The organism is Brevundimonas variabilis, from assembly GCF_014199945.1.
In the GTDB taxonomy this organism is placed as follows: Bacteria; Pseudomonadota; Alphaproteobacteria; order Caulobacterales; family Caulobacteraceae; genus Brevundimonas; species Brevundimonas variabilis.
This window is the reverse complement of sequence record NZ_JACHOR010000001.1, coordinates 185,566-207,799: the sequence shown is the minus strand read 5'-3', so window position 1 is coordinate 207,799 and position 22,234 is coordinate 185,566. Positions and strand designations below refer to the sequence as shown.

At 67.0% G+C, this 22,234-nt stretch carries 19 protein-coding genes; 9 read left to right on the top strand and 10 right to left on the bottom strand.

The window, feature by feature from the left end; all coding sequences use genetic code 11:
* Positions 1 to 54 precede the first annotated feature (54 nt).
* Positions 55 to 1,164 (top strand): DUF3667 domain-containing protein, encoded by a 1,110-nt coding sequence (locus tag GGR13_RS00925; RefSeq protein ID WP_183211591.1) that lies wholly within the window; start codon positions 55 to 57, stop codon positions 1,162 to 1,164.
* Here GGR13_RS00925 and GGR13_RS00920 read toward each other — a convergent pair.
* Positions 1,161 to 1,697 (bottom strand): DUF3828 domain-containing protein, encoded by a 537-nt coding sequence (locus GGR13_RS00920; RefSeq protein WP_183211590.1) that lies wholly within the window; start codon positions 1,695 to 1,697, stop codon positions 1,161 to 1,163. The two genes, GGR13_RS00925 and GGR13_RS00920, sit on opposite strands and share 4 nt — an antisense overlap.
* A 214-nt stretch (positions 1,698 to 1,911) precedes the next feature.
* On the opposite strand from GGR13_RS00920, the gene ileS reads away from it, so the two are divergent.
* On the top strand, positions 1,912 to 4,848 hold the full coding sequence (gene ileS / locus GGR13_RS00915; protein ID WP_183211589.1) for an isoleucine--tRNA ligase: 2,937 nt from the start codon (positions 1,912 to 1,914) through the stop codon (positions 4,846 to 4,848).
* 165 nt (positions 4,849 to 5,013) lie between these two features.
* On the opposite strand, the gene GGR13_RS00910 is transcribed toward ileS, so the two are convergent.
* From GGR13_RS00910 to trhA, 3 genes are all read right to left on the bottom strand, one after another.
* Positions 5,014 to 5,379, bottom strand: coding sequence for a hypothetical protein (locus tag GGR13_RS00910; RefSeq protein ID WP_183211588.1), 366 nt, complete (start codon positions 5,377 to 5,379; stop codon positions 5,014 to 5,016).
* On the bottom strand, positions 5,376 to 6,017 hold the full coding sequence (gene phaR / locus GGR13_RS00905) for a polyhydroxyalkanoate synthesis repressor PhaR (RefSeq protein WP_183211587.1): 642 nt from the start codon (positions 6,015 to 6,017) through the stop codon (positions 5,376 to 5,378). The genes GGR13_RS00910 and phaR overlap by 4 nt, the downstream gene beginning before the upstream one ends.
* A gap of 78 nt (positions 6,018 to 6,095) precedes the next feature.
* Entirely contained in the window at positions 6,096 to 6,818 is a 723-nt protein-coding gene (trhA, locus tag GGR13_RS00900; RefSeq protein WP_183211586.1) for a PAQR family membrane homeostasis protein TrhA, read from the bottom strand.
* Between the two features lie 190 nt (positions 6,819 to 7,008).
* Between trhA and GGR13_RS00895 the strand changes: the two genes are divergently transcribed.
* Positions 7,009 to 8,184 carry an acetyl-CoA C-acetyltransferase gene (locus tag GGR13_RS00895; RefSeq protein WP_183211585.1) on the top strand — a complete coding sequence of 392 codons (1,176 nt, stop codon included), beginning with the start codon at positions 7,009 to 7,011 and terminating at the stop codon, positions 8,182 to 8,184.
* 9 nt (positions 8,185 to 8,193) lie between these two features.
* On the opposite strand, the gene GGR13_RS00890 is transcribed toward GGR13_RS00895, so the two are convergent.
* Together GGR13_RS00890 and GGR13_RS00885 are read right to left on the bottom strand one after the other, a co-directional pair.
* On the bottom strand, positions 8,194 to 8,718 hold the full coding sequence (locus tag GGR13_RS00890; RefSeq protein ID WP_183211584.1) for an SRPBCC family protein: 525 nt from the start codon (positions 8,716 to 8,718) through the stop codon (positions 8,194 to 8,196).
* A 42-nt stretch (positions 8,719 to 8,760) separates the two neighbouring features.
* Positions 8,761 to 9,624 carry a glutamate racemase gene (locus GGR13_RS00885; RefSeq protein WP_183211583.1) on the bottom strand — a complete coding sequence of 288 codons (864 nt, stop codon included), beginning with the start codon at positions 9,622 to 9,624 and terminating at the stop codon, positions 8,761 to 8,763.
* Between the two features lie 163 nt (positions 9,625 to 9,787).
* On the opposite strand from GGR13_RS00885, the gene GGR13_RS00880 reads away from it, so the two are divergent.
* Positions 9,788 to 11,956: a M3 family metallopeptidase gene (locus tag GGR13_RS00880; RefSeq protein WP_183211582.1), complete on the top strand. Its 2,169-nt coding sequence runs from the start codon at positions 9,788 to 9,790 to the stop codon at positions 11,954 to 11,956.
* A gap of 36 nt (positions 11,957 to 11,992) precedes the next feature.
* On the opposite strand, the gene GGR13_RS16725 is transcribed toward GGR13_RS00880, so the two are convergent.
* Together GGR13_RS16725 and GGR13_RS16550 are read right to left on the bottom strand one after the other, a co-directional pair.
* Positions 11,993 to 12,124 (bottom strand): hypothetical protein, encoded by a 132-nt coding sequence (locus tag GGR13_RS16725; protein ID WP_281380525.1) that lies wholly within the window; start codon positions 12,122 to 12,124, stop codon positions 11,993 to 11,995.
* Positions 12,125 to 12,211: 87 nt separating this feature from the next.
* Entirely contained in the window at positions 12,212 to 12,433 is a 222-nt protein-coding gene (locus tag GGR13_RS16550) for a hypothetical protein (protein WP_246347621.1), read from the bottom strand.
* Positions 12,434 to 12,510: 77 nt separating this feature from the next.
* Here GGR13_RS16550 and GGR13_RS00870 point away from each other — a divergent pair, with 77 nt between their 5' ends.
* On the top strand, positions 12,511 to 13,281 hold the full coding sequence (locus GGR13_RS00870; RefSeq protein ID WP_183211581.1) for an SseB family protein: 771 nt from the start codon (positions 12,511 to 12,513) through the stop codon (positions 13,279 to 13,281).
* Here GGR13_RS00870 and amaB read toward each other — a convergent pair.
* Complete coding sequence (gene amaB, locus GGR13_RS00865) at positions 13,278 to 14,798, bottom strand: L-piperidine-6-carboxylate dehydrogenase (protein ID WP_183211580.1); 1,521 nt, start codon at positions 14,796 to 14,798, stop codon at positions 13,278 to 13,280. The two genes, GGR13_RS00870 and amaB, sit on opposite strands and share 4 nt — an antisense overlap.
* Positions 14,799 to 14,897: 99 nt before the next feature.
* Between amaB and GGR13_RS00860 the strand changes: the two genes are divergently transcribed.
* From GGR13_RS00860 to GGR13_RS00845, 4 genes are all read left to right on the top strand, one after another.
* Positions 14,898 to 15,311 carry a CBS domain-containing protein gene (locus GGR13_RS00860; RefSeq protein WP_183211579.1) on the top strand — a complete coding sequence of 138 codons (414 nt, stop codon included), beginning with the start codon at positions 14,898 to 14,900 and terminating at the stop codon, positions 15,309 to 15,311.
* Positions 15,312 to 15,408: 97 nt separating this feature from the next.
* A complete protein-coding gene (locus tag GGR13_RS00855) occupies positions 15,409 to 15,984 on the top strand; it encodes a hypothetical protein (protein WP_183211578.1) in 576 nt (191 codons plus the stop codon).
* Positions 15,985 to 16,152: 168 nt separating this feature from the next.
* Positions 16,153 to 18,537 carry a PAS domain-containing sensor histidine kinase gene (locus tag GGR13_RS00850; protein WP_343060271.1) on the top strand — a complete coding sequence of 795 codons (2,385 nt, stop codon included), beginning with the start codon at positions 16,153 to 16,155 and terminating at the stop codon, positions 18,535 to 18,537.
* A gap of 87 nt (positions 18,538 to 18,624) precedes the next feature.
* Positions 18,625 to 19,296 carry a bifunctional 4-hydroxy-2-oxoglutarate aldolase/2-dehydro-3-deoxy-phosphogluconate aldolase gene (locus tag GGR13_RS00845; RefSeq protein ID WP_183211576.1) on the top strand — a complete coding sequence of 224 codons (672 nt, stop codon included), beginning with the start codon at positions 18,625 to 18,627 and terminating at the stop codon, positions 19,294 to 19,296.
* A gap of 6 nt (positions 19,297 to 19,302) precedes the next feature.
* On the opposite strand, the gene GGR13_RS00840 is transcribed toward GGR13_RS00845, so the two are convergent.
* Complete coding sequence (locus GGR13_RS00840) at positions 19,303 to 22,146, bottom strand: M16 family metallopeptidase (protein WP_183211575.1); 2,844 nt, start codon at positions 22,144 to 22,146, stop codon at positions 19,303 to 19,305.
* Positions 22,147 to 22,234 lie beyond the last annotated feature (88 nt).

Genomic DNA, 22,234 nt, shown 5'->3' with positions numbered 1-22,234 from the left:
TTGTGCTGGGCGGTTCCGCCCGGCCATAAGGGGTCAGGCGATCGGGGGGATCACATGGACATGGACGCAGCAGGCGGGGTTGTGACCGGCGGGATGCTGGCGAGCGCCGTCGAGAAGCCGACCGGCCATGCCGGAGAGCATCATGCAGGAACCTGCTCGGACTGCGGATCGCCGGTGGAACGGAAATTCTGCTCGAACTGCGGCCAGCCCACCCATGTCCACCGCAGCCTGCTGCACCTGGGCGAGGAATTACTGCATGGGGTCATGCATTTCGACGCCCGCATCTGGCGCACCCTGCCGCTACTGGCCTTCAACCCCGGTCGACTGACGCGCGAATGGGTCCAGGGCAAGCGCACCCGGTATGTGTCGCCGCTGGCGCTGTTCCTGTTCACGATCTTTCTCCTGTTCTTCATCCTGAGTTTTGCCGGCGGAGGGGGGGCTTCGGGTCCGACGACGCCGCTTCCGGAACAGATCGCAACCACGGAGGCCGCGCTCGCCGAGAGCCGTACGGCACTGGCCGAACTGAAAGCCCAGGCCGGTGCGGATCCCGCCGAGCCGGGCATCGAGGGCATGATCACCGGAGCCGAGCAGGCCACGGCGGCGATCGAGCGGCGCCTCGAGAGCCTGAAAGCCGAAGCCCGGGGCGAGACCCGTCCGGATGGCCTCAAGCAAGGCAGCTGGCAGGCCGAGCTCAAGGACAACACCAAGAACGTGAAATTCACGTCCGACGCCGGCGGGATCGGAGCCAAGGTCGTCAAGAAGCTGCAGAACCCCGAGCTCGTCGTCTACAAACTGCAACAGACGATGTACAAGTACGCCTTCCTGCTGGTGCCGCTGTCGATCCCGTTCATGGGGCTGCTTTTCCTCTGGAAGCGCGGGTTCACCTTCTACGACCACGGCGTGTTCGTGCTGTACTCCCTGACGTTCATCTCCATCCTCGGGATGGCGATCGCTGGACTTCTGGCCCTCAACCAGACCCTGGGCGGCTTCGCGTTGACGTTCGGCCTCCTGTGGGTGCCGGTGCACATGTTCTTCCAGCTGAAGGGGGCTTACAGCCTGCGGGTCTGGTCGGCGCTTTGGCGAACCTTCTTCCTGCTGAACTTCTGCACCATCGTGGTCTCGCTGTTTGCGGTTGCGGTGATCTACCTCGGCCTGGGCGTCTAGCCGATCGCCGCCAGCAGGGTGGTGGTCAGGGGGTCGCGTCCCGGCACGACCACATCATCGATCCGCCAGGCCGGGCCTTCCTTGATGAGGAACAGGGTCTGCTGGTGCGGCATGCCGCTCTTGAGGAAGGTCAGGGCGGCCTCGGCCTTGTTCGGACCGGTCTCGGTGATGGTCAGCTGCTTGAGCTCGGTCGTTCCGTCCTGGCAGTCGCAGATCGGATCGTAGTTCAGCGTCGGCACCTCACCCTTGGCGGCCATGACGTCGGCGCCGATCATGGCGTTCAGCTTGCGGGAATAGATCGGGTCGCGACCCGGTGCGGGGGGCTCGGCAGCCGGTGTGGCCGCCGCGCCCGCCGTGTCATAGCGGGCATAGAGTGCCCGCACGAAGGCTTCCGGCCCGGTCTGCGCGGCCTGATCCACCGTCAGGGGACCGGCGGGGGCGGCCTCGCCGATCGGTGTCGTCGCCTCGGGGGCCTCCGGCGAACAGGCCGCCAGAGCCAGAACACACAGGCTCACCAGACCCATGATCCGCATCGTCGATCTCCTGAAAATCACGCGCCGCATAGCTAGCGCGCTCGCGGCGCTTTTCCCATCCCCGCGCACCTGTTACACCCCCGCCATGGACGTCCGCCTGATCATTCCGGCCCGGATTAGCCGCCCGGCATAGCGCCGACGGGGCTCAATGCCTCCCGTGCTTGCCGGGCCGAAACATCCCTCCGACGTCCCCTTTCGCTGACCGAGACCTTCCATGTCCGACGCCCAGACCCCACCCGAGTCCCCCGCCGAGCCCGCAGGCCGCGACTATCGCGAGACCGTCTTCCTGCCGGAGACCCCGTTCCCGATGCGGGGCGGGCTGCCGCAGAAGGAGCCGGTGATCATCGAGCAGTGGGGCGACCTGTATTCCGCCATCCGGAAACAGCGCCAGGCCGAGGGGGCTCCGCTCTATGTCCTCCATGACGGCCCGCCCTATGCCAATGGCGACATCCACATCGGCCATGCGCTGAACAAGACGCTGAAGGATTTCGTCGTCCGCTCGCAGTTCCTGCTGGGCAAGGACGTCGACTTTGTCCCCGGCTGGGACTGCCACGGCCTGCCGATCGAGTGGAAGATCGAGGAACGCTATCGCGCCCAGGGCAAACGCAAGGACGAGGTCTCCAAGGCCGAGTTCCGGTCAGCCTGCCGGGAGTACGCAGCGGGCTGGATCGAGGTCCAGAAGGCGCAGTTCAAGCGGCTGGGCATCCTGGGGGACTGGGATCACCGCTATGCAACGATGGACTTCGGCACCGAGGCCATGATCGTCGGTGAATTCCACAAGTTCAAGAACTCGGGCCAGCTGTATCGCGGCTCCAAGCCGGTCATGTGGAGCCCGGTCGAGCGGACGGCGCTGGCCGACGCCGAGATCGAATATCACGACCATGTCTCGCCCACGATCTGGGTGAAATTCCCGGTCATCGCCGCGACCGATGACCATCCCGACGAGCTGCTGGCCTTCCGCCATGCGACGCCTTCGGTCGTGATCTGGACCACAACGCCCTGGACCATCCCGGCCAACCGCGCGATCAGCTTCGGGCCAGAGATCGCCTATGGCCTGTACGAGGTCCAGTCGATGGAGACCGGGCTGGAGTTCGAGCCCTGGGCAAAGGCCGGTGACCGTCTGATCGTCGCCGACAAGCTGGCCGAAGAGGTCTTCAAGGCGGCGAAGATCGCGACCTACACCCGGATCGACACGATCGATCCGGCCGGCCTGGTCTGTGCCCACCCGCTGGCGGCGCTGGACGAGGGTTTCCGCTTCAACGTGCCGTTGCTGGACGGTGATCACGTCACCGACGATGCCGGGACGGGCTTCGTCCACACCGCGCCGGGCCACGGCGCGGACGACTATGAGGTCTGGAAGGCCCACGGCCATCACGAAGTGCCCGACACGGTCGATCCCGACGGGGCCTATTATCCCGGCGTGCCCCTGTTCGCCGGGCTGAAGGTGCTGGAGACCGAGGGCAAGAAGACCGGCAAATTCGGATCGGCCAACCCCGCCGTGATCGAGAAGCTGATCGAGGCCGGGACCCTGCTGGCCCGAGGGCGGCTGGAGCATTCCTATCCGCACAGCTGGCGCTCGAAGGCGCCGGTCATCTTCCGCAACACGCCGCAATGGTTCATCCGCATGGACCAGCCGCTAAAGTCCGGCGACACCCTGCGCGAGACCGCGCTGACGGCGATCGACAAGACGGCCTTCCATCCGGCAGCGGGCAAGAACCGGATCCGTTCGATGGTCGAGGGCCGCCCGGACTGGCTGATCAGCCGCCAGCGGGCCTGGGGCACCCCCCTGGCCATGTTCGTGGACAAGCACACCGGCCATCCGCTGCACGACCCTGAAGTCGACGCGCGCATCATCAAGGCCATCGAGGCGGGCGGGGCTGACGCCTGGTTCGACCGCCCCGACGCCGATTTCCTCGGGCTGCACGATCCGGCCAACTACGAGAAGGTCACCGACATCCTGGATGTCTGGTTCGACTCGGGCTGCACCCATGCCTTTGCCCTGGAGCCTCGCGATCCGGCCCATGGCTACACCGGCGACCGCCCGTCGCACTGGCCCGCCGACCTGTATCTGGAAGGCTCGGACCAGCACCGCGGCTGGTTCCAGTCTAACCTTCTCGAAGGTTCCGGCACCCGGGGCCGCGCGCCCTATGGTGCGGTTCTGACGCATGGCTTCACCCAGGATGAGAACGGGGAGAAGATGTCCAAGTCGAAGGGCAATACGACCGACCCCGCCGTCATCATCAAGGAGTCCGGGGCCGACATCCTGCGTCTGTGGGTGGCCCTGGTCGACTATGCCGAGGACCAGCGGATCGGGAAGCAGATCCTGCAGACCACGGTCGACGCCTATCGCAAGCTTCGGAACACCGTCCGCTATCTGCTGGGCGCGCTGGAGGGCTTCGAAGAGGCCGAGCGCCTGACCGATCTCGACCAGATGCCGCCGCTGGAGGCCTTCATCCTGCACCGGCTGCACGAACTGGATGGCCAGGTCCGTCAGGCCTATGCGGAGTACCGCTTCCAGGACGTGGTCCGTCCGGTGCTGGAGTTCTGCTCCAACGACCTGTCGGCCCTGTATTTCGACATCCGCAAGGACAGCCTCTACTGCGACCGGCCCGACGCCGTCCGCCGTCGCGCCGCGCGCACCGTCATGGATGAGGTCTTCATGCGGCTGACCGCCTGGCTGGCCCCGCTGACGCCGTTCACGATGGAAGAAGCCTGGGGCACCCGCTTCCCGGAGGGTGGCTCCAACTGTGCCCGGGTGATCCCGGAGACGCCGGGTGCCTGGAACAATCCGGAGGAGGCTGCGCGCTGGGCCAAGGTCCAGTCGGTGCTGGAGGTCGTCAACGACGCTCTTGAAAGTGCCCGGCGTGAAAAGATCATTGGCGGGGCGCTCGACGCCTGGCCAACGGTTACCGGACCCGCCGGGGCCTTCGCCGCCTTTGCCGATCTTGATCCTTCAGAGGTCTTCCGGACTTCGGGGGCTGAACTGAGCGAGACCGGCGATGTGCTGGCGGTGAAGGTCGGCCTTGCCGACCATCCCAAATGTGCACGCTCCTGGCGCCGTGTGCCGGACGTCGGCTCCGATCCCGCCTATCCCGACCTCAGCGCTCGCGACGCGGAAGCAGTGCGGTGGTGGGACGCACAGAACGCCTGACGCCCACCCTCTCCCGGCGGGAGAGGGGCGTTCCTACAACAGAACCGTGAACAGGATCGCGACCACGGTGATGTCGAACATGCGGGCCGAGGCTGTGAGAATCTGGGGCATCTGGGTGGCGTCCGGGCGGCAGGAAAACGCGCCGCTGCAAGCCTCGGGCCAGCCTCAGATGTCGGTCTTCTTGGCCACGCCGGCCGGGGGTCGGCGATCGTTCTGGCCAGAGTATTCGTTGCCCAGATAGGCCGAGCGGGCGGCATCCATGACCGGGGGTCCGCCCCGGATGCCCTTTCGCTGTCCGCCCTGACCGATCAACTGGGCAGCAAAGGCCGGATCGGGGGTGACGGAACGCGGCGGGGGTGCGGCAGCAGTTGCCGGGTCGACGGACTCGTCGATGATCTCGTTCAGGCGCACGATGGCATTGCCGGGCTCCGGCCGGGGTTCTGCGGGCATGCGTCGCTCGCGCGTCCGGCGCTGGGCGTCGCGACGATCGCGACCCCGGACAGGTTCGACCGGGCGCACGTCGTCGGTCATGACTTGGACTTGGAGCCCGGCGAGGGCGGCGTGGCCAGCCGGTCGATCTGGGCGCGCATCTCGTCCATCTGGGCCCGCATCTCGGCCAGGGGATCGGACGCGGGTGCCGGCTCCGGTCGCGCGGGCGCCTCCGCCTCTGCCCGGGGGACCATGGCAAAGCCGGGGAACATCTTCATGGCGTTCTGGAACATGGCCATGTTCTGCTTCACCGCCTCGTCCATGAGACTGGCACCGACGCCAACGGCGGGTGTCGTGCCGAAGGCCTTGGTCATCTGGCTGCGGAACTGTTCCTGCTGGCGCGAGAAATTCTCGAGCGACATCTCCAGATAGCTGGGCAGCACGCCCTGCATGTGGCCGCCGTAGAAGCCGATCAGCTGGCGCAGGAACTGGACCGGCAGCAGGGCCTCACCGCGACTTTCCTCGTCGAAGATGATCTGGGTCAGGATCTGGCGCGTCAGTTCCTCGTTGGTCTTGGCGTCGAAGACCACGAAATCCTGACCGTCGCGGACCATCTTCGCCAGGTCCTCGAGCGTCACATAGGCGGAGGTCGCAGTGTTGTAGAGGCGGCGGTTGGCGTATTTCTTGATGACGATGGCGTCGCCATCGCGTCCCTTGGTATCGGATTTCGTTTCGGGCACGCCGCTACTCGCCTCTGTTGCATCTGCGTGACTATCCCGCAGTGCGAGGCCGGACGCCAGCGGAGTCTTGCCGCGGCGTCAGGCGGCGGCCAGCAGACCCGTCGGGGCCAGGATCACGCCGACCAGGACGGCCGCCCAGTGCACACTGGCTCCGGTCACGACGAAGCCGTGCCAGATGGCCCGACGATATTTCACGCGCGGACTGATGAAGACGAAGACGCCCGCCGTATAGATGAGCCCGCCCAGCACCAGCAGGCCCAGGGCGATCGGGTGCACCGTCTCGATCATCGGCTTGAGGGCGATGATAGCCAGCCAGCCGAAGACGGCGTAGACCGCGCTCCAGAAGGCATCGGAAATCCGGGGTGCCAGCAGCTTGGCGATCACGCCGGAAAAGGCGATGGCCCAGACCGCCACGGTAAAGCCGATGGACCACCAGCCCTCGAACCGCTGGGTCGTGAACGGCGTATAGCTGCCGGCGATCATCAGGAAGATCGCCGCCTCGTCGAGCCGTCGCAGGACCGGACGCGCCCGGCCCGGTCGGGCCTGATTGTAAACGGTCGAGGCCGCTAGCATGGCGATCAGGCAGATGGCATAGATGGAGGTCGCAACCGTCGTGCCGATACCGGCATGGATGGCGGCAAAGATCGCCAGAACGACACCGCCGACAGCCGCGAAAACCAGCCCCACGATGTGGACCCAAAGATCGGCGAGGCGTTCGCCACGGGTCTGGTAATGCTCGGTCAGATCGAGCGCATCAGGGGTGCAGACCCGGGCCAGGAGGCTCTTGAGATGCAACATCATGGCTCCTTGAAGCCGGCACTGAACGGTTCGTTCCCGCACCTTAGGCGATCAGCATGACCATTGGCTGAACGCGCCCCGAAAAAACACGAAGGTCGGCCAATGCGGCAAAAACCTCACCCCTTGCCTTGGGATCGACCCGTGGCCACGCTAGATGGTGTGCCAGATCCCTGTCTCATTTCGGACCCCTGCCATGACCGACGTCGTCATCGTCTCCGCCGCCCGCACGCCGGTCGGATCGTTCCTGGGCGGCCTGTCCAGCCTGCCGGCATCAAAGCTGGGAGAGATCGCGATCAAGGGGGCACTGGAGCAGGCGGGTGTCGACGCCGCTGACGTCGACGAGGTCATCCTCGGCCATGTCCTGCAGGCTGCGACGGGGCAGGGCCCGGCGCGCCAGGCGGCCATGGGGGCCGGCATCCCCAAGGAGGCCCCAGCCTGGAGCCTGAACCAGATCTGTGGCTCGGGTCTGCGGGCGGTGGCACTGGGCTACCAGCAGATCGCGCTCGGTGACGCGCGGATCGTGGTCGCGGGCGGTCAGGAGAGCATGAGCCAGGCCCCTCACGCGGCCCAGCTTCGCAGCGGGACCAAGATGGGCGACGTCGCCTACACCGACACCATGATCAAGGACGGGCTGTGGGACGCGTTCAATGGTTATCACATGGGCCAGACGGCCGAGAATGTCGCCGAACAGCACCAGATCACCCGCGCGGCCCAGGACCAGTTCGCCGTCACCAGCCAGAACCGCGCCGAGGCGGCCCAGAAGGCCGGCAAATTCGATGACGAGATCGTCCCGGTGATCATCCCCGGCAAGAAGGGCGACACGGTCGTCGACAAGGACGAGTTCATTCGTCACGGCGCGACGATCGAGGCCATGGAGAAGCTGCGTCCGGCCTTCACAAAGGACGGCACGGTCACGGCGGCCAATGCGTCCGGCCTGAATGACGGGGCCGCCGCCCTGGTGCTGATGAGCGCCGACGAGGCGAAGGCGCGGGGCATCGAGCCCCTGGCGCGGATCGTGTCCTGGGCCTCGACGGGCGTGGACCCGTCGGTCATGGGCACGGGCCCGATCTCGGCGTCGCGCAAGGCGTTGGAGAAGGCGGGCTGGACCGTCGCCGACCTGGATCTGGTCGAGTCCAACGAGGCCTTTGCCGCCCAGGCTCTGTGCGTGGTCGGTGAGCTCGGGCTGGACCCGGCGAAGGTCAACGTCAACGGCGGTGCCATTGCCATCGGCCACCCGATCGGAGCCTCGGGCGCGCGTATCCTGACCACCCTGCTGCACGAGCTGAAGCGGTCGGGTGGCAAGAAGGGCCTGGCCACCCTGTGCATCGGGGGTGGCATGGGCGTCGCCCTGTGCGTCGAGCGGGCCTGACGGAAGCCCTCAGGGCGTCGGCTCACCGTATTCGATGTAGCGGGCAAGGCGTCCAAACCCGGCCTGCATGACTTCGTCGACAGCGTCGGCTGCCGCCCCGAGCCCGGGTCCCTCGACCACGAAGTCCAGCGTGACGCGCCATCCGCGGGCCTCCGGTACCCATGAATAGGTGAGATCGGACCGGGTGGCGGTGCCATTCAGCGGGCCGAGCGGTGCGTTCATGACGACCTCGCCTCGTGGGTCAACGGACACGACACGGGCGTGTTCAAACACCTTGCCGTCGGGCAGCGCCTCGCACCAGCAGCCGCCCGGGGCCAGGTTCATCGACAGGTTGGCAGACCGGCCGCTGTAGGTATGGGCCCCGTCCCACCATTGCGGGAGCTCGCCCAGCGCGGTCCGGATATCCTCCCCGGTCGTTTCCAGCGCGACGGCGTATCTGAGGGTGAACCCGTCCGCATGACGCGACACCACCTCGGCGGAGGCGGACGTGCCCGATGACATCAGGACGAGGGCGAGCAGGATCGATCGTGACATGGGCCTCTCCGCAGCCGATGGGGCGCGGGTCACACCCTTCTGTCAAGCGGCGTCGAAACTCAGCGGTGCGCCCCAGAACTGGCTCACACGGTCGGTCTGCGGGCCGGTCGTGCCGGTGGTCAGGAAGTCGCGACGACCGGTGTCGCCAAGGCCGAACTCCGGATGGCGGGCAAAATAGCGTTCCAGGGCATCGGCGACGGCTGTCGGCTGATGGATGACCCGCGTGCCTGCGGGCAGGGCTGCGGCAAACAGGTCGGCGACAATCTCGTAGTGGGTGCAGCCCAGGATCGCCGTATCCGGATGCCGCCCGATGCGGCGTCTCAGGGCCTCGACGTGATCATCGACGACGACCTTCAGTTCCTCGGTCGGTGCCCCGAGTTCGATCAGCCCGGCCAGGCCGGGACAGGGCTCCGAAAAGACCGCAAGATCCTGGCGGCGTTTGTCGATCTCGATCTCATAGACCCGGCTCCGGGCCGTCGCGGCGGTCGAGAAGACGCCAGTGATGTCGATCGCCTCGACCTTCTCGCCGCCGAACCGCTCCTGGCGATCGGCCTCATAGGTCCAGGGCAGGCCGGTGGCCGCCTCGATCGTCGGGACGATGATCCCCAGCACGTTCACGGCCCGTCCGTGCCGCGCCCGTGCTTCTGGCAACCAGGTCTGCTGCAGCCGGCGCAGGGCTATGGCCGAGGCGGTGTTGCACGCCAGGACGATGACGCTGGCTCCGGCCTCGAACAGGCGTTCGCACCCTGCTCGCGTCAGATTGACAATGTCCTCGCCACCCCGCGCGCCGTAGGGCGCGTTGATCTGGTCTGCCAGGTAAATGAAGTCACGCTCGGGGAACCGCGCCACAAGCTCGCGGTGGACCGTCAGCCCGCCGACACCGGAATCGAAAACGCCTATCGCCATGTTGCGGCGTTTAACGGGGAATGTTGCGGGTGGCGAGGGGAACTCGGTGGATCGACCAAAGGCCAGGTGATTGCCGCTCGCGACGCCGTGAAGTTCATTCAGGTGACGGTCACGTCGAAGGGGCCTAGGGTAGGAATGAAATGATTTTCGAACGGAGTAACCGATGCATCGACGCCAGCTTCTCATCGCGGGCGGCAGCCTGATGGCCCTGTCTGCCTGTGCCGCCAACGGCATGGGGGCCGCGCCGAGCGCCGCCGCCCTGGCCTCGGAGGCCGCCCTGGCTCGCGCCGTCCTGCCAAACCAGACACCGCGCGCTGAACTGCTGCAGGTCTGGACGGGCGGCTATGACGGTCTCGCGCCCTTCGACAAGGTCACCGCCCCCAAGCTGCGGGCCGCGATCCTCGAAGGGATCGAACTGCAGCGCGCCGACTACCGGGCCATTGCCGACAATCCCGAACCGGCAACGTTCGCCAACACGCTCGTGGCCATGGAACTGGCTGGCCAGCCGCTTGATCGGGCAAACAATCTGTTCGGCGTCATGACCTCGAACATCGGCGGCGAGCAGTGGGAAGCGCTCGAGACCGAGATGGGGCCGCTTCTATCGGCTGCGGGTGACGAGATCACCTTCGACCCGGCTCTGTTCGCCCGGATCAAGGCTGTTGCCGACAATGCCGACGCTGCGGGGCTCAGCGCCCAGCAGAAGCGTCTGGCCGAGCGCAGCCGCGATGCCTTCATCCGCAACGGCGCTGCGCTGGATGCGGCCGGGAAGGCCGAGCTGGGCCGGATCAACACCGCCCTGACGACCGCCTTCACCAGCTTTGGCCAGAAGGTCGTGGCCGATGAAAACAGCTGGACAGCCATCCCCAATGCCTCGGGCGTCGCCGGTCTGCCGGAATCGAACAAGGCCGCCGCTGCCGCCGCCGCACGTTCGCGCAATCTCCAGGGCTGGGCCATCGTCAACACCCGCTCGTCGGTCGACCCCTATCTGACGTTCGCCGACGACCGGGCGATGCGTCAGCAGGTCTGGACGAAATTCGTCAATCGCGGCGACAACGGCGACCGTAACGACACCAATGCGACGATCGCCGAAATCCTGAAGCTGCGGGACCAGCGGGCCAAGCTGCTCGGCTTCCGCAACCACGCCGAATGGCGGATGCAGGACACGATGGCCAAGACCCCGGCCGCTGCGTCCGGCCTGATGAACCGCGTCTGGCCTGCCGCCGTGGCGCGGGTCGACGAGGAGGTCGCCGACATGAAGGCGATCGCCGGGCACGACATCGAGCCCTGGGACTACCTGTATTTCGCCGAGAAGGTGCGGAAGCAGAAGTACGACCTCGATCAGAACGAGCTGAAGCCGTATTTCGAGCTGAGCGCGGTCAAGCGCGGGGCCTTCGACATGGCCGGACGCCTGTACAATTTCGCCTTTGTGCCGCTGCCCAAGGGTCAGGTTCCGACCTTCCACCCCGACGTCGAGACGTTCGAGGTGCGCGACAAGACGTCGAACCGTCTGATCGGCATCTTCTATTCCGACGACTTCTCGCGGCCGGGCAAGCGTTCCGGGGCCTGGATGACGACCTATCGGTCGTTCTCGACCCTGGACGGCTCGAAGGCGATCCTCGCGTCCAACAACAACAACTTTTCCAAGCCGGAGGCGGGTCAGCCCGTCCTGATCTCGCTGGACGACGCCGAGACCCTGTTCCACGAGTTCGGTCACGCCCTGCACTATCTGTCGTCGAACGTGACCTATCCGTCGTTCGGCAACACCCCGCGGGACTTCGTCGAATATCCCTCGCAGGTACATGAGCACTGGGTGCTGAGCCGTCCGATCCTGGATGGCTTCATGCGCCACTACCAGACCGGCGAGGCCATGCATCAGGCCCTCGTCGACAAGGTCCAGGCCTCGTCCACCTTCAACCAGGGCTATGCGACGGTCAGCTATCTGTCGTCGGCCATCGTCGACATGGACCTGCATACCCAGGACGTGATCCCGACCGACCCGGATGCTTTCGAGAAGGCGTCGCTGGCCCGGATCGGCATGCCGAGCGCGATCGTGATGCGGCACCGCCTGCCGCAGTTCAATCACCTGTTCACGTCGGATGCCTATTCCGCGGGCTACTACAGCTACCTGTGGTCCGAGGTCATGGACGCCGACACCTGGGCGGCGTTCGAGGACAAGGGCGATGTGTTCGACCCGGAACTGGCGCGCCGGTACCAGTCGATCATCCTGGCACCCGGCAATACGACCGATCGGGCCGAGGCCCATCGCCAGTTCCGGGGCCGCGACCCGGACGTGACGGCCCTGCTGAAGGTCCGGGGCTTCCCCGTTTCCTGACGAAGCCCGGAGCCCGATCGCGGAAGCGGTCGGGCTCTATCGTTTCCGGAACCGGGCCGCCTCGGCGGCCAGGTTCGAGCCCCAGTCGGTTTCCTTGTGATCCGGCTCGGCCACGAAGGGCAGGGTGCCGGCAACCTCCCGGATCGCCAGCGCCAGCGGCAGGGCCATCAGCGGCAGGATACGCAGCGGCTTGCGCTTCCTGTCTGTGACGTCCCAGCCGTGGGCTTCGAACGCCTCGACCAGTTCGACCGGGCTCTAGCGGTGAAGTTTCGCGAATTCCGATGGCCAGTCTGCCGGCAGGTCGGTCTCCTCGGCCTGATCCTGGGTGATCCCGAAGGCGGCCAGGGTCGCGGCATCGACCTCGGGGTGATCGTCGCGCTGGTCCGGATCGGCCAGCCGGGGTTTCATCAGGGCCTTGAGCTCCAGATCGTCGATTCCGGGCAGATCCTGAAGGCGGCGCATGGGTGTGTCGGTCATGGGCGCAGTCTAGCGACACGCGACGCCCGCGTCAGGGACGGATTGACGTTTGGCCCCGCGCCGTCGATGGAAATGTCATGACTGACACGACCCTCAACACGGCGACCGCTGCCACCGACCTGACCCAGCCGCTGAATGGTCTGGAGCAGATCATCGAGGCGGCGATGGCCGATCCGGTGCACTGGCGCGCCTTCGAGGCCATGCTGGCCTCGGTCGATCTGGTCGTGGTGCCGGAAGGGGCGTTTGCAGCGTCTCTCGATGGCGGCACGCCGGGTACCCGGACGCTGAGGCCCGATCAGCAGATGGACCTGCGTGGCGTGACCCTGGACGACGGGACTGTCGCCGCCGCGGTCTTCACGGACCCACGCCGCATGCAGGCGGTCTGGGGCGAACTGACCTGGATCGCGATCAGCGCCCGACATCTGCTGCGGCTGTTCCACGACCGGCCGGTGGCCATGAACCCGGGTTCGCCGCGCTCCCTTCTGTTCCAGATCGAGGATGTCGCGGCCCTGCTGGCAGCGACGGATGTCGTGGCCCAGACCCAGAACCGCCCCACGGGGACCGTCCAGCTGGGTCCGCCCGACAGGGAGCCGACCGTGCTGATGGAACGTTTCCGCGCGGCCTTCGGTCCTGCCAATGGCGTCACGGCGGCCTGGCTGGCGCGCGCCCACTGGGCCGAGACCAACCGCTGGGGCTGGATGCTGGATGTCCGCACCGACCGGCCGATGGACGAGATCAAGGCCATCGTCTCGCGTGCCATCACCGGCGTGAATTTCGAGGATGAAACCCTCGATGTCAGCGTCGAGATGCCCGGTGGCAAGGACGGGACGGGCCTGCGCCTGATCTAGACGTCGAACCGCACGCCCTGCGCCAGCGGCAGCTGGCTGGAGAAATTCACGGTCTGGGTCTGGCGGCGCATATAGGCCTTCCAGGCGTCCGATCCGGACTCGCGACCCCCGCCGGTGTCCTTCTCGCCGCCGAAGGCGCCGCCGATCTCCGCTCCCGAAGGACCGATGTTGACGTTGGCGATCCCGCAGTCCGATCCCCAGGCCGACAGGAAGGCCTCGGCCTCGCGCACGCTGTCGGTGAAGACACAGGATGACAGGCCCTGGGGCACATCGTTCTGCAGGGCCACAGCCTCGTCGAACTCGGTCCAGGTCAGCACATAGAGGATCGGCGCAAAGGTCTCGTGCCGCACGACGTCGGTCTGGCCGGAGGCACCGGCCGGCATGCGGACGATGGCCGGGGTCACATAGTGGCCGCCCTCGCGGGCGACCCGCGTGCCGCCCTTCAGGATCGTCCCGCCCTGGGCGACAGCCTGGGACAGCGAAGCTTCGAAAGCGGTTGTGGCGTCGGCATCGATGAGGGGACCCACCAGGGTCTCGGGCTGGCGCGGGTCTCCGATGGGCAGGGTTGCATAGGCCTGGGTCAGGCGGGCTGTCAGGCTGTCGGCGATGTCGGCATGGACCAGCAGGCGGCGAAGGCTGGTGCAGCGCTGGCCGCAGGTGCCGACGGCCGAAAAGGCGATGGCCCGCACAGCCATGTCCATGTCGGCGCTGGGCGTCACGATCATGGCATTGTTGCCGCCCAGCTCCAGCAGGCTGCGCCCCAGACGACTGGCGACCGACTGGGCGACCGCCCGGCCCATCCGGGTCGAGCCCGTTGCCGAGACCAGCGGCAGGCGCGGGTCAGCGGCCAGTCGTTCACCGATCTCGCGGCCACCGATGAGGACCTGAGACAGATGCGGCGGGGCGTCAGGGCCGAAGCATGCGACCGCACGGTCGAACACGGCCTGGGTCGCCAGCGCTGTCAGGGGCGTCTTCTCGGACGGCTTCCAGATCACCGGATCCCCGCACACGAGGGCCAGTGCCGCATTCCAGGCCCAGACGGCGACCGGAAAGTTGAAGGCGCTGATGACCCCGACCGGCCCGAGCGGCTGCCAGGTCTCGCGCATGTGATGCCCCGGGCGTTCCGACGGCATGGTCAGCCCGTGCAGTTGTCGCGACAGGCCGGTGGCGAAATCGCAGATGTCGATCATCTCCTGCACTTCGCCCAGCCCCTCGGAGACGATCTTGCCGGCTTCGAGCGTGACCAGCATCGCCAGATCGGCCTTGGCTGCGCGCAGCTCCTCACCCAGCAGCCGGACCAGTTCCCCGCGGCGCGGCGCCGGGACGCGACGCCAGGCGGCAAAGGCAGAGGAGGCCTGTGTCAGGGCCGTATCGACATCGGCCGGGCTGGCCTGCGCCAGGGATCCCGCGCTGGAGCCGTCGATCGGGGACCGGGTCGGCAGGCCGCCGTCGGCCCAAACATGAGCGGAAACACCGAGACGGTCGAGGAGGTCGCGGGCGTTTGCTGCGGCGGTCATGGCATCACTCCGGTCTGGGCCTGTCGGCCTCGGCGGGGTCTAGCGGAACCGGGGGCGTGGGCAAGGGTTCTGTCGGCAACGCTGACAGGAGAAACCGCCATGAAGATCCGCGATGTGATGAGCAAGGACGTCCAGGTCGCCCGCCCGACCGACACGCTGCAGGATGTCGCCGGCCGCATGGCGACAGGGGATTTCGGGTTCATCCCCGTGGCCGAAGGCGATCGGCTGGTGGGCACCTTGACAGACCGCGACATCGCCGTCCGTGCCGTTGCCAAGGGCGGTGGTGGCGCGTCCCTGGTGTCCGAGGCCATGACCGCTCCGGTCACGACCGTCCTGGACAGTGCCGATCTGAAGGTCGCGCTGGAAGCCATGAGCACCGGCAGGATCCGCCGCCTTCCGGTCCTCGACAAGCATGACCGGCTGGTTGGCGTCGTCTCGCTCGGCGATCTGTCGACGCGCGTGAAAGAGAAGTATGCGGGCGAGGCCCTGGAGAGCATTTCCCGCGCCTCCTGAGCCACCGGCGCGTTTTTCAAGGGCGATTCACCCTGTTCGGCAACGCTAGGGCAACAGGTGAAGGGGCAGTCTGTGCTTTCGCTCGAGGAGATCGCCGATGGCGCGCGCGCAGTTCCAGAAGGGACAAAGGGTCTGGGTCGAATGCGTGGGAGCGTGGACGACCGTCGAAAAGGTCCAGCCCGTCTGGGCCAAGGGTTTCGACGAGCCGGTACGCGTCACCTATGAGGTTGGTCTCGGCCGCGAGTTTCAGGCCCATGAGCTGATGGTGCCCACGGAGGACCCGGCTGAAAAGGATCTGGACAACTGGCGCCTGCTGAGGGCGCGCAACAAGTGGCAGCAGCCCGAGGATTGCCTGCACCACCCTGTGCCCGGAACCTACCCGGTCGTCGTCACGGATTCGGTGGACTGGGGTGGCTGGCGCGTGCCCGGCGCCGAGTATGACAGGGACCCCGCCAGGATCGAGTTCCAGTCCCGCCTGATTGCTGCGGCACCGCGGCTGTTCGCGCTGGCGCAGTCGCTGATGGATGTCGTCTCGGAAAGCCCCGAAGATGCGCCGCCCCAGACCGTCGCCCTCGCAAATCAGGCGCGCGAGATCGTTCAACCCATTGTCGAAGTCGCACGGCCCCCTTCCGAATTTGTCGTTCTGCCGGAAGTGGCGACCAAGGCGGCCTGAGGATATTCGGTAACCAGTCCTCGACAGGAATCCGCGACGCAGCCTAGATTCAAAGGCTAGACGAATCGCCCAGGGATAAATGCCTTGAAAGGCAATGAGCGCCGCTATCGGGGAGCAAGGCGGCGCGCGTCGGACACCACGGCGACGGGTTTGCCCGCTTGGGCGCGCGTGGCCCTGCTTGTCCTCACCCTGGTCCTCGCGGTCTACGTCCTTCTGTTTGCGCGTGTGAATGCCCGGCCGGCCCAGGAACTGGCTGCCCTGCGCGAGCAGGCCCTGCAGCAGGATGCCCGCCTGCTGGCCGCCACCCTGGAGACCCGTATCGCGGCGGCCAGAGCAGGGACGGCCCTTGTCGCCGAGCGTCTCCGCGCACAGCCCACGCGTCTTCTCGAGGCCACCGAAGCGGGACGCGCAGCGTCTCCCGGCGTGGCGTTCGCCCTGGTGTCCGCTGGCGGAGAGGTGACGGCTGCAGCGGGCGCTCCGGCGACCAGCTTTGCTCCCGGCGAGCCGCTCGACAACGAAGCCCGGATGAACCGCGACAGTTCTGCCGTGCTGATTGCCTCGCCGCAGGGAACGGCCGGCGGAGGCCGGCGGATCGTGGCCCGGCTGAGGCCCCCGTTGATGTCCATGACACTTAACGATGCAACCCTGTCCGTGGTGGCCAGCAACGGGCTTTTCATCGGGGGGCCGCGAGCCGGAGAATCGTCCCGTGACGTCCTTGGTCTTGACCATGACGTGCTGTCCCGACTTCAGGATCCGACGACCGTCCAGGTTCCCGGGCCCGGCGGGCGCCAAAGGCCGGTCGAACTGGCTGCCGTTCCGGTCAGGAACAGCGGGCTCGTTGTCGTGGCGTCGGTGCCTGGATCAACGGCCGCAGGCGAGCTGCTGAGCGATGCGTGGATCCTGATAGGACCGCTCGGTCTGGGCGGTCTGATCATCGCGCTGATGATGCTCCAGCAATGGCTCCAGGCCCGCACGAGCCGCATCTGGGCAGACACGGAGCAGCGGTTCCGGGTTGCCGTCGAGGCTGCGCGCTGCGGGGTCTGGCAATGGGACCTCAGCAAGGGCGAAGTGGATCTGTCCGACTATATGGCCCAGCTGCTGGGACTGGGTGGCAAGGGTGAGGTCGCCGCTTCGGTCGTGATGGATCGTATTCACCCGAAATACCGCGACATCGTCGAACATGCCCTGCGGCAGGCCGCGGCCTATGGGACGTTCGAGACCACCTTTCCGGTCGCAGGACCGGACGGCAAGGCGCGCTGGATCGATGCGCGTGGTCAGGCCCAGGGACGGCGCGACGAGCATGGCTTCACCTCTATCCTCGGGGTCGCCCTGGACATCACCGAAGCCCGCCGCGCCAAGGCCCAGGCGCAGGCGGCGGAGATGCGTCTGCGCGACGGAATCGAGAGCGTGTCGGACGCGTTCGTCCTGTTCGACCGCAACGGCCGGCTGATCCTGTCCAACGAAGCCTTCCGTGATGCCTTCGGCTTCAGCGAGGAGGCGCTTCGTCGGGGGGCCCAGAAGCAGGAGCTCGAGCAGATCGCCAGCCTGTCGATCAAGGCCGAGCATCCGGCAGCGGGCGGTCGTGCCGGCACCCGAGAGGTCGAACTGCACGACGGTCGCTGGCTGCAGCTCTCGGAACGCTACACCTCCGACCAGGGGACCGTGGTGACGGCCGCCGACATCACCGTCATCAAGCATCAGGAAGCCGAGCGCCAGAAGTCCGCCGATGCCCTGCGGGCCATGGTCGATCAGCTGGAGTCCAGTCGCGAAACCCTGTCGCAGCTGGCGCGCAAATACGAAGGGGCGATGACCCGGGCCGAGGCTGCGAACCAGGCCAAGTCCGAGTTCCTGGCCAATATGAGCCACGAGCTGCGCACACCCCTGAACGCCATCAATGGCTTTTCGGAAATCATGGCGGGCGAGATGTTCGGGCCGCTGGGCGACGCGCGCTACAAGGGCTACGCCAACGACATCCTCAAATCAGGCCAGCACCTGCTGAGCCTGATCAACGATGTCCTGGACATGGCCAAGATCGAGGCCGGCAAGCTGACGCTGCATTATGAGCCGGTGTCCCTGAAGGAGATCTGCGACGACGCCGCCCGCCTGATGCGAGGCAAGGCGCTCGACGCCAAACTGTCGCTGACAGTGAAGGCGGCGGACATGCCCGATGTCGAGGCGGATCATCGCGGCCTGCGTCAGGTCATGCTGAACCTGATCTCCAATGCCGTGAAGTTCACGCCCGAGGGCGGGACGATCGTGATCACGGTCGATCCTCACGGAGACGACCGGGCGCGTGTGGCCGTGACGGACAACGGGATCGGGATTGCGTCCGAGGACCTCGGCCGACTCGCGCGGCCCTTCGAACAGGTCGAGGGCCAGCACTCCAAGACCACGCAGGGAACCGGTCTGGGCCTCGCCCTGACCAAGGCCCTGATCGAGCAGCACCACGGCCGGATGACCATCGACAGCCAGCCGGGACAGGGCACGACCGTCAGCTTCGACATCCCCGTGCGCCGCCCGGCGGCCAAGCCCGCCGTGCAGGTCGCTGCGTGACCGCTAACCTGGTGTGATGACCGTTCGCCTTGACGTCGGCTGTCACGCATCGGACTGCAATGCCATCAACGCCCGCCGGAGCCCGCCATGCGTCCCGATCGCCTCAGCGTCCTGACTGCCCTTCAAGCCCAGGGCGTCGCGCCTGTCTTCTACCATGCCGATCCGGACGTCTGTCTGGAGGTCATCCGGGCCTGTGCGCGGGGCGGGGCTCCGGTGGTGGAGTTCACCAACCGCGGCGATTTCGCCTGCGACCTGTTCGGAGAGATCAGCCGGGAACTGGTCCGCACGAACCCCGAAGTCGTGCTGGGCATTGGATCGGTCGTGGATGCGGGCACGGCCTCGCTCTACATCAACCGGGCGGCCCGTTTTGTGGTCAGCCCCTGTCTCGTGCCCGAGGTCGCGCGGGTCTGCAATCGCCGGATGGTGGCCTATTTCCCGGGCTGTGGCTCGGTGACCGACATCGGAGAGGCCCACGAACTCGGCTGCGAGATCGTCAAGCTGTTCCCCGGCTCCTCGGTGGGCGGAGCGGACTTCGTGAAGGCCGTCATGGGGCCCATGCCCTGGACCAAGATCATGCCGACCGGCGGGGTCGATCCCGATCCGGCCTCGATCGCCAAATGGTTCGGGGCCGGGATCGTGGCCGCGGGCATGGGCTCGAAACTGATCACCGACGCGGCGGTCAAGGCGAGGGACTGGGCCGCGATCGAGACCCAGGTCCGCGCGACCGTGGACGCGATCGCCGCCTTCCGCGCCGGCTAGTTACCGTCAGAGCCCCAGAGTCGGGCTACCCAGATCGACCTCGGATGACGGGATCAGGACGAGGTCCGGATGCCTGGTCCGCAGGGCGTCGATGAACAGTTTCGAGTCTCCGACGACGACGACATAGGGCGTGCCACTGCCAATCGCCGACGTCGCTGCGGTCTGCAGGGCCTCCGGCGTCGTGGCGCTGATCTGCCGGGCGAACGCCTCGGACTCGGTCAGGGGCAGGCCATAGACGACGGTGTCGGCCAGGAATCCACCAAGGCCTCCGGTTGTCTCGATGTTGCGCGAGAAGCCGCCCGTCAGAAACGTCTCGCGGTCGGTGACGGCGGTCTCGTCGACCGGTTCGTTCACCAGCCGGGCGAACTCGGCGAGGACCAGATCGACGACTTCGGCTGCGCTCTCGTTCTTGGTCTGGGTCGAGGCCGTGAGCAGGCCGCCTTCGGCACGCGACGCGAGCGCGGAATAGGCCCCGTAGCTGAGTCCTCGCTTGGCGCGCACTTCCTGGAACAGGCGACCGTTCGAGCCACCCCCCATGACGGCATTGGCCACGGACAGCGGGTACCAGGCCGGGTCGGCGCGACGCGGCCCGCGCACGGCAGCACTGACCGCGGCCTGGCCCGAGCCGGGCAGGTCGATGACGACGACGCGCGGAGGCTGGGCCTGCCCGGCGCGTGCCGTGGGGGCGGGCAGGGCTTCTGCAGGACGGGTCCAACCGCCCAGGGCCTGTTCGGCAAAGGCAAAGCCTTCCTCGGCCGTCATGGATCCGGTGACGATCAGGGCGGCATTGTCGGGACGCCACCATTGCCTGTGGAAGCCGACGATCTCGTCGCGGGTCAGGGTGGCCAGCGAGGCTGGGGTACCGCTGGCCGGGGCGCCATAGGGGGCCGCTCCGTAGGCGACGCGGGCGAGGACCTGGGAGGCCAGCGGACCCGGCTGGCGCAGGGCGACACGCAGGCCATTGATCGCTTGGGTCCGGCTTCGCTCCAGCTCTTCGGGGGCGAAGGTCGGGCGGGTCACGATGTCGGCCAGCACGGCGCCCACAGCCTGTGCCGAGACGACAGGGGCCGAAACCGACAGGGTGGTGGCGTCCGCGCCCGCACCGCCGCCGATATTGGCCCCGAGGGCTTCGAGCGTACTCGCGATCTCCGGAGCGCTGCGGCCTCCGGCCCCTTGTGTGACCAGACCGGCGGTCATGGTCGCAAGGCCGGGCTTGTCTCCCGGATCTGTCGAGGACCCGCCATTGATCACCAGCTGGGCATTCATGATTGGCAGGTCGGTCGAGCGGGCGACGATGACGCGCAGTCCGTTGGGCAGGGTCCGCTCGGCGATCATGGGTGCCGCCTTGGGCCGCTCAGGCCCCGGCGCCGGCCGGGACTGGCGCTGGTCCTCGGGCAGCAGGTCATTAGGGGGCAGGATCGCGGGCGGAACGGTCAGAAAGGTCGGAACCGGGACCGGATTGCGCCAGCTGTCCTCCGGCGTGCCTTCGGGCCGCTGGCTTTCGTCGAGGTAGCGGATGGAGACGCGGGCATTTTCATCCAGATAGGTCCGGGCCACGCGCTGGACGTCGGCCGCCGTCACCGATCGGATCTGGGCCAGTCGCGTGTCCGGCGCATTGGCATCGCCTTCCGACACGAGCGCCCGCCCCAGCAGGAAGGCCCGGCCACTCGACGTCTCGCGACTGCGCAGGTCGGCGGACAGGATTTCGGTCTTGGCCTCGGCCAGCTCCGCGGCCGTAATCGTTGTGTCCCGCATCCGGGCGAGTTCGGCATTCAGGGCCGCCTCGGCATCGGCGATCGCCTTGCCCGCCGCGACGATGACCTGGGCCGTCAATGTGCCAGCCTCTTCCTGCGATCCGGCGTTGAGGCCGGCGCTGGTGGCCAGTTGCTTGTCATAGACCAGCGACCGGTAGAGCCGCGAGCTTTCGCCCCGCGACAGCACGGCGCTCATAACGTCGAGCGCGGCCGTGTCGGGGTGGTCGGCGGCCACCCCCGGATAGATCGCCGCGATCGCGGGCAGGGGCACGTTGGGGGCATAGGCAACCACCGACCGGGGCTGGGTCCGCGGTGGCGAGACGGGGCGTTCGAAAGCCGGAACCGGCCGGTCCGGATTGATGATCCCGGCGAAATATTGGTCGACCCAGCCGTCCAGCTGGACCGGATCGAAATTGCCCGAGACGATCAGGGTCGCTGTGGCCGGGCGGTAATAGGCCTCGTGGAAAGCGCGGGCGTCCTCGATCCGGGCCGAGTCCAGTTCCTCGATCGAGCCGATCACGCTGCGGCGATAGATCGAGGCGTCAAAGGCATTGTCACCGATGACGAACCGGCTGAGCCGGCCATAGGGCGGGGCATAGACGTTCTGGCGAAGCTCTTCCTTGACGATGGAGCGCTCGAGATCGAACACTTCCTGATCCACCACCGGCCGGGCCATGCGCTCGGCGTGGGTCCAGAGCATGGTCTCCAGATACTGGGGCGGGACGGTCTCGTAGTAGTTGGTGAAGTCCTGGCCGGTCGAGGCATTGCGCGTGCCGCCGGCGTTCTCGACCCAGGCCGCGATCTGGCCATAGGGGATGTTGACGGTCTTGCGAGACAGGATGTGCTCGAACAGATGGGCAAAGCCGGAGCGGCCCTGGGGGTCGTCCTTGCCGCCCACGTCGTACCAGACCTGGACGGTCACCGTGCCCGCCGTCGCGTCCGGCATGGCATAGACCTTGAGCCCGTTGGCCAGCGTCCGTTGGGTATAGGACAGGGGCGGCGCAACAATGGCGGTCGCCGGAGCGGTCTGGGCCTGGGCGGGAAGTCCGGTCGACAGCGCGAGAAGCGAGGCACCGATCAGGGCGAAACGGGTCATGGGCAAGGGTCCGCGTACACTGGAAGACGCGTGACCCTAACAGTCTGATCGACCAGCGATAGTCCCGGGATCCCCATTTCCGCTCATC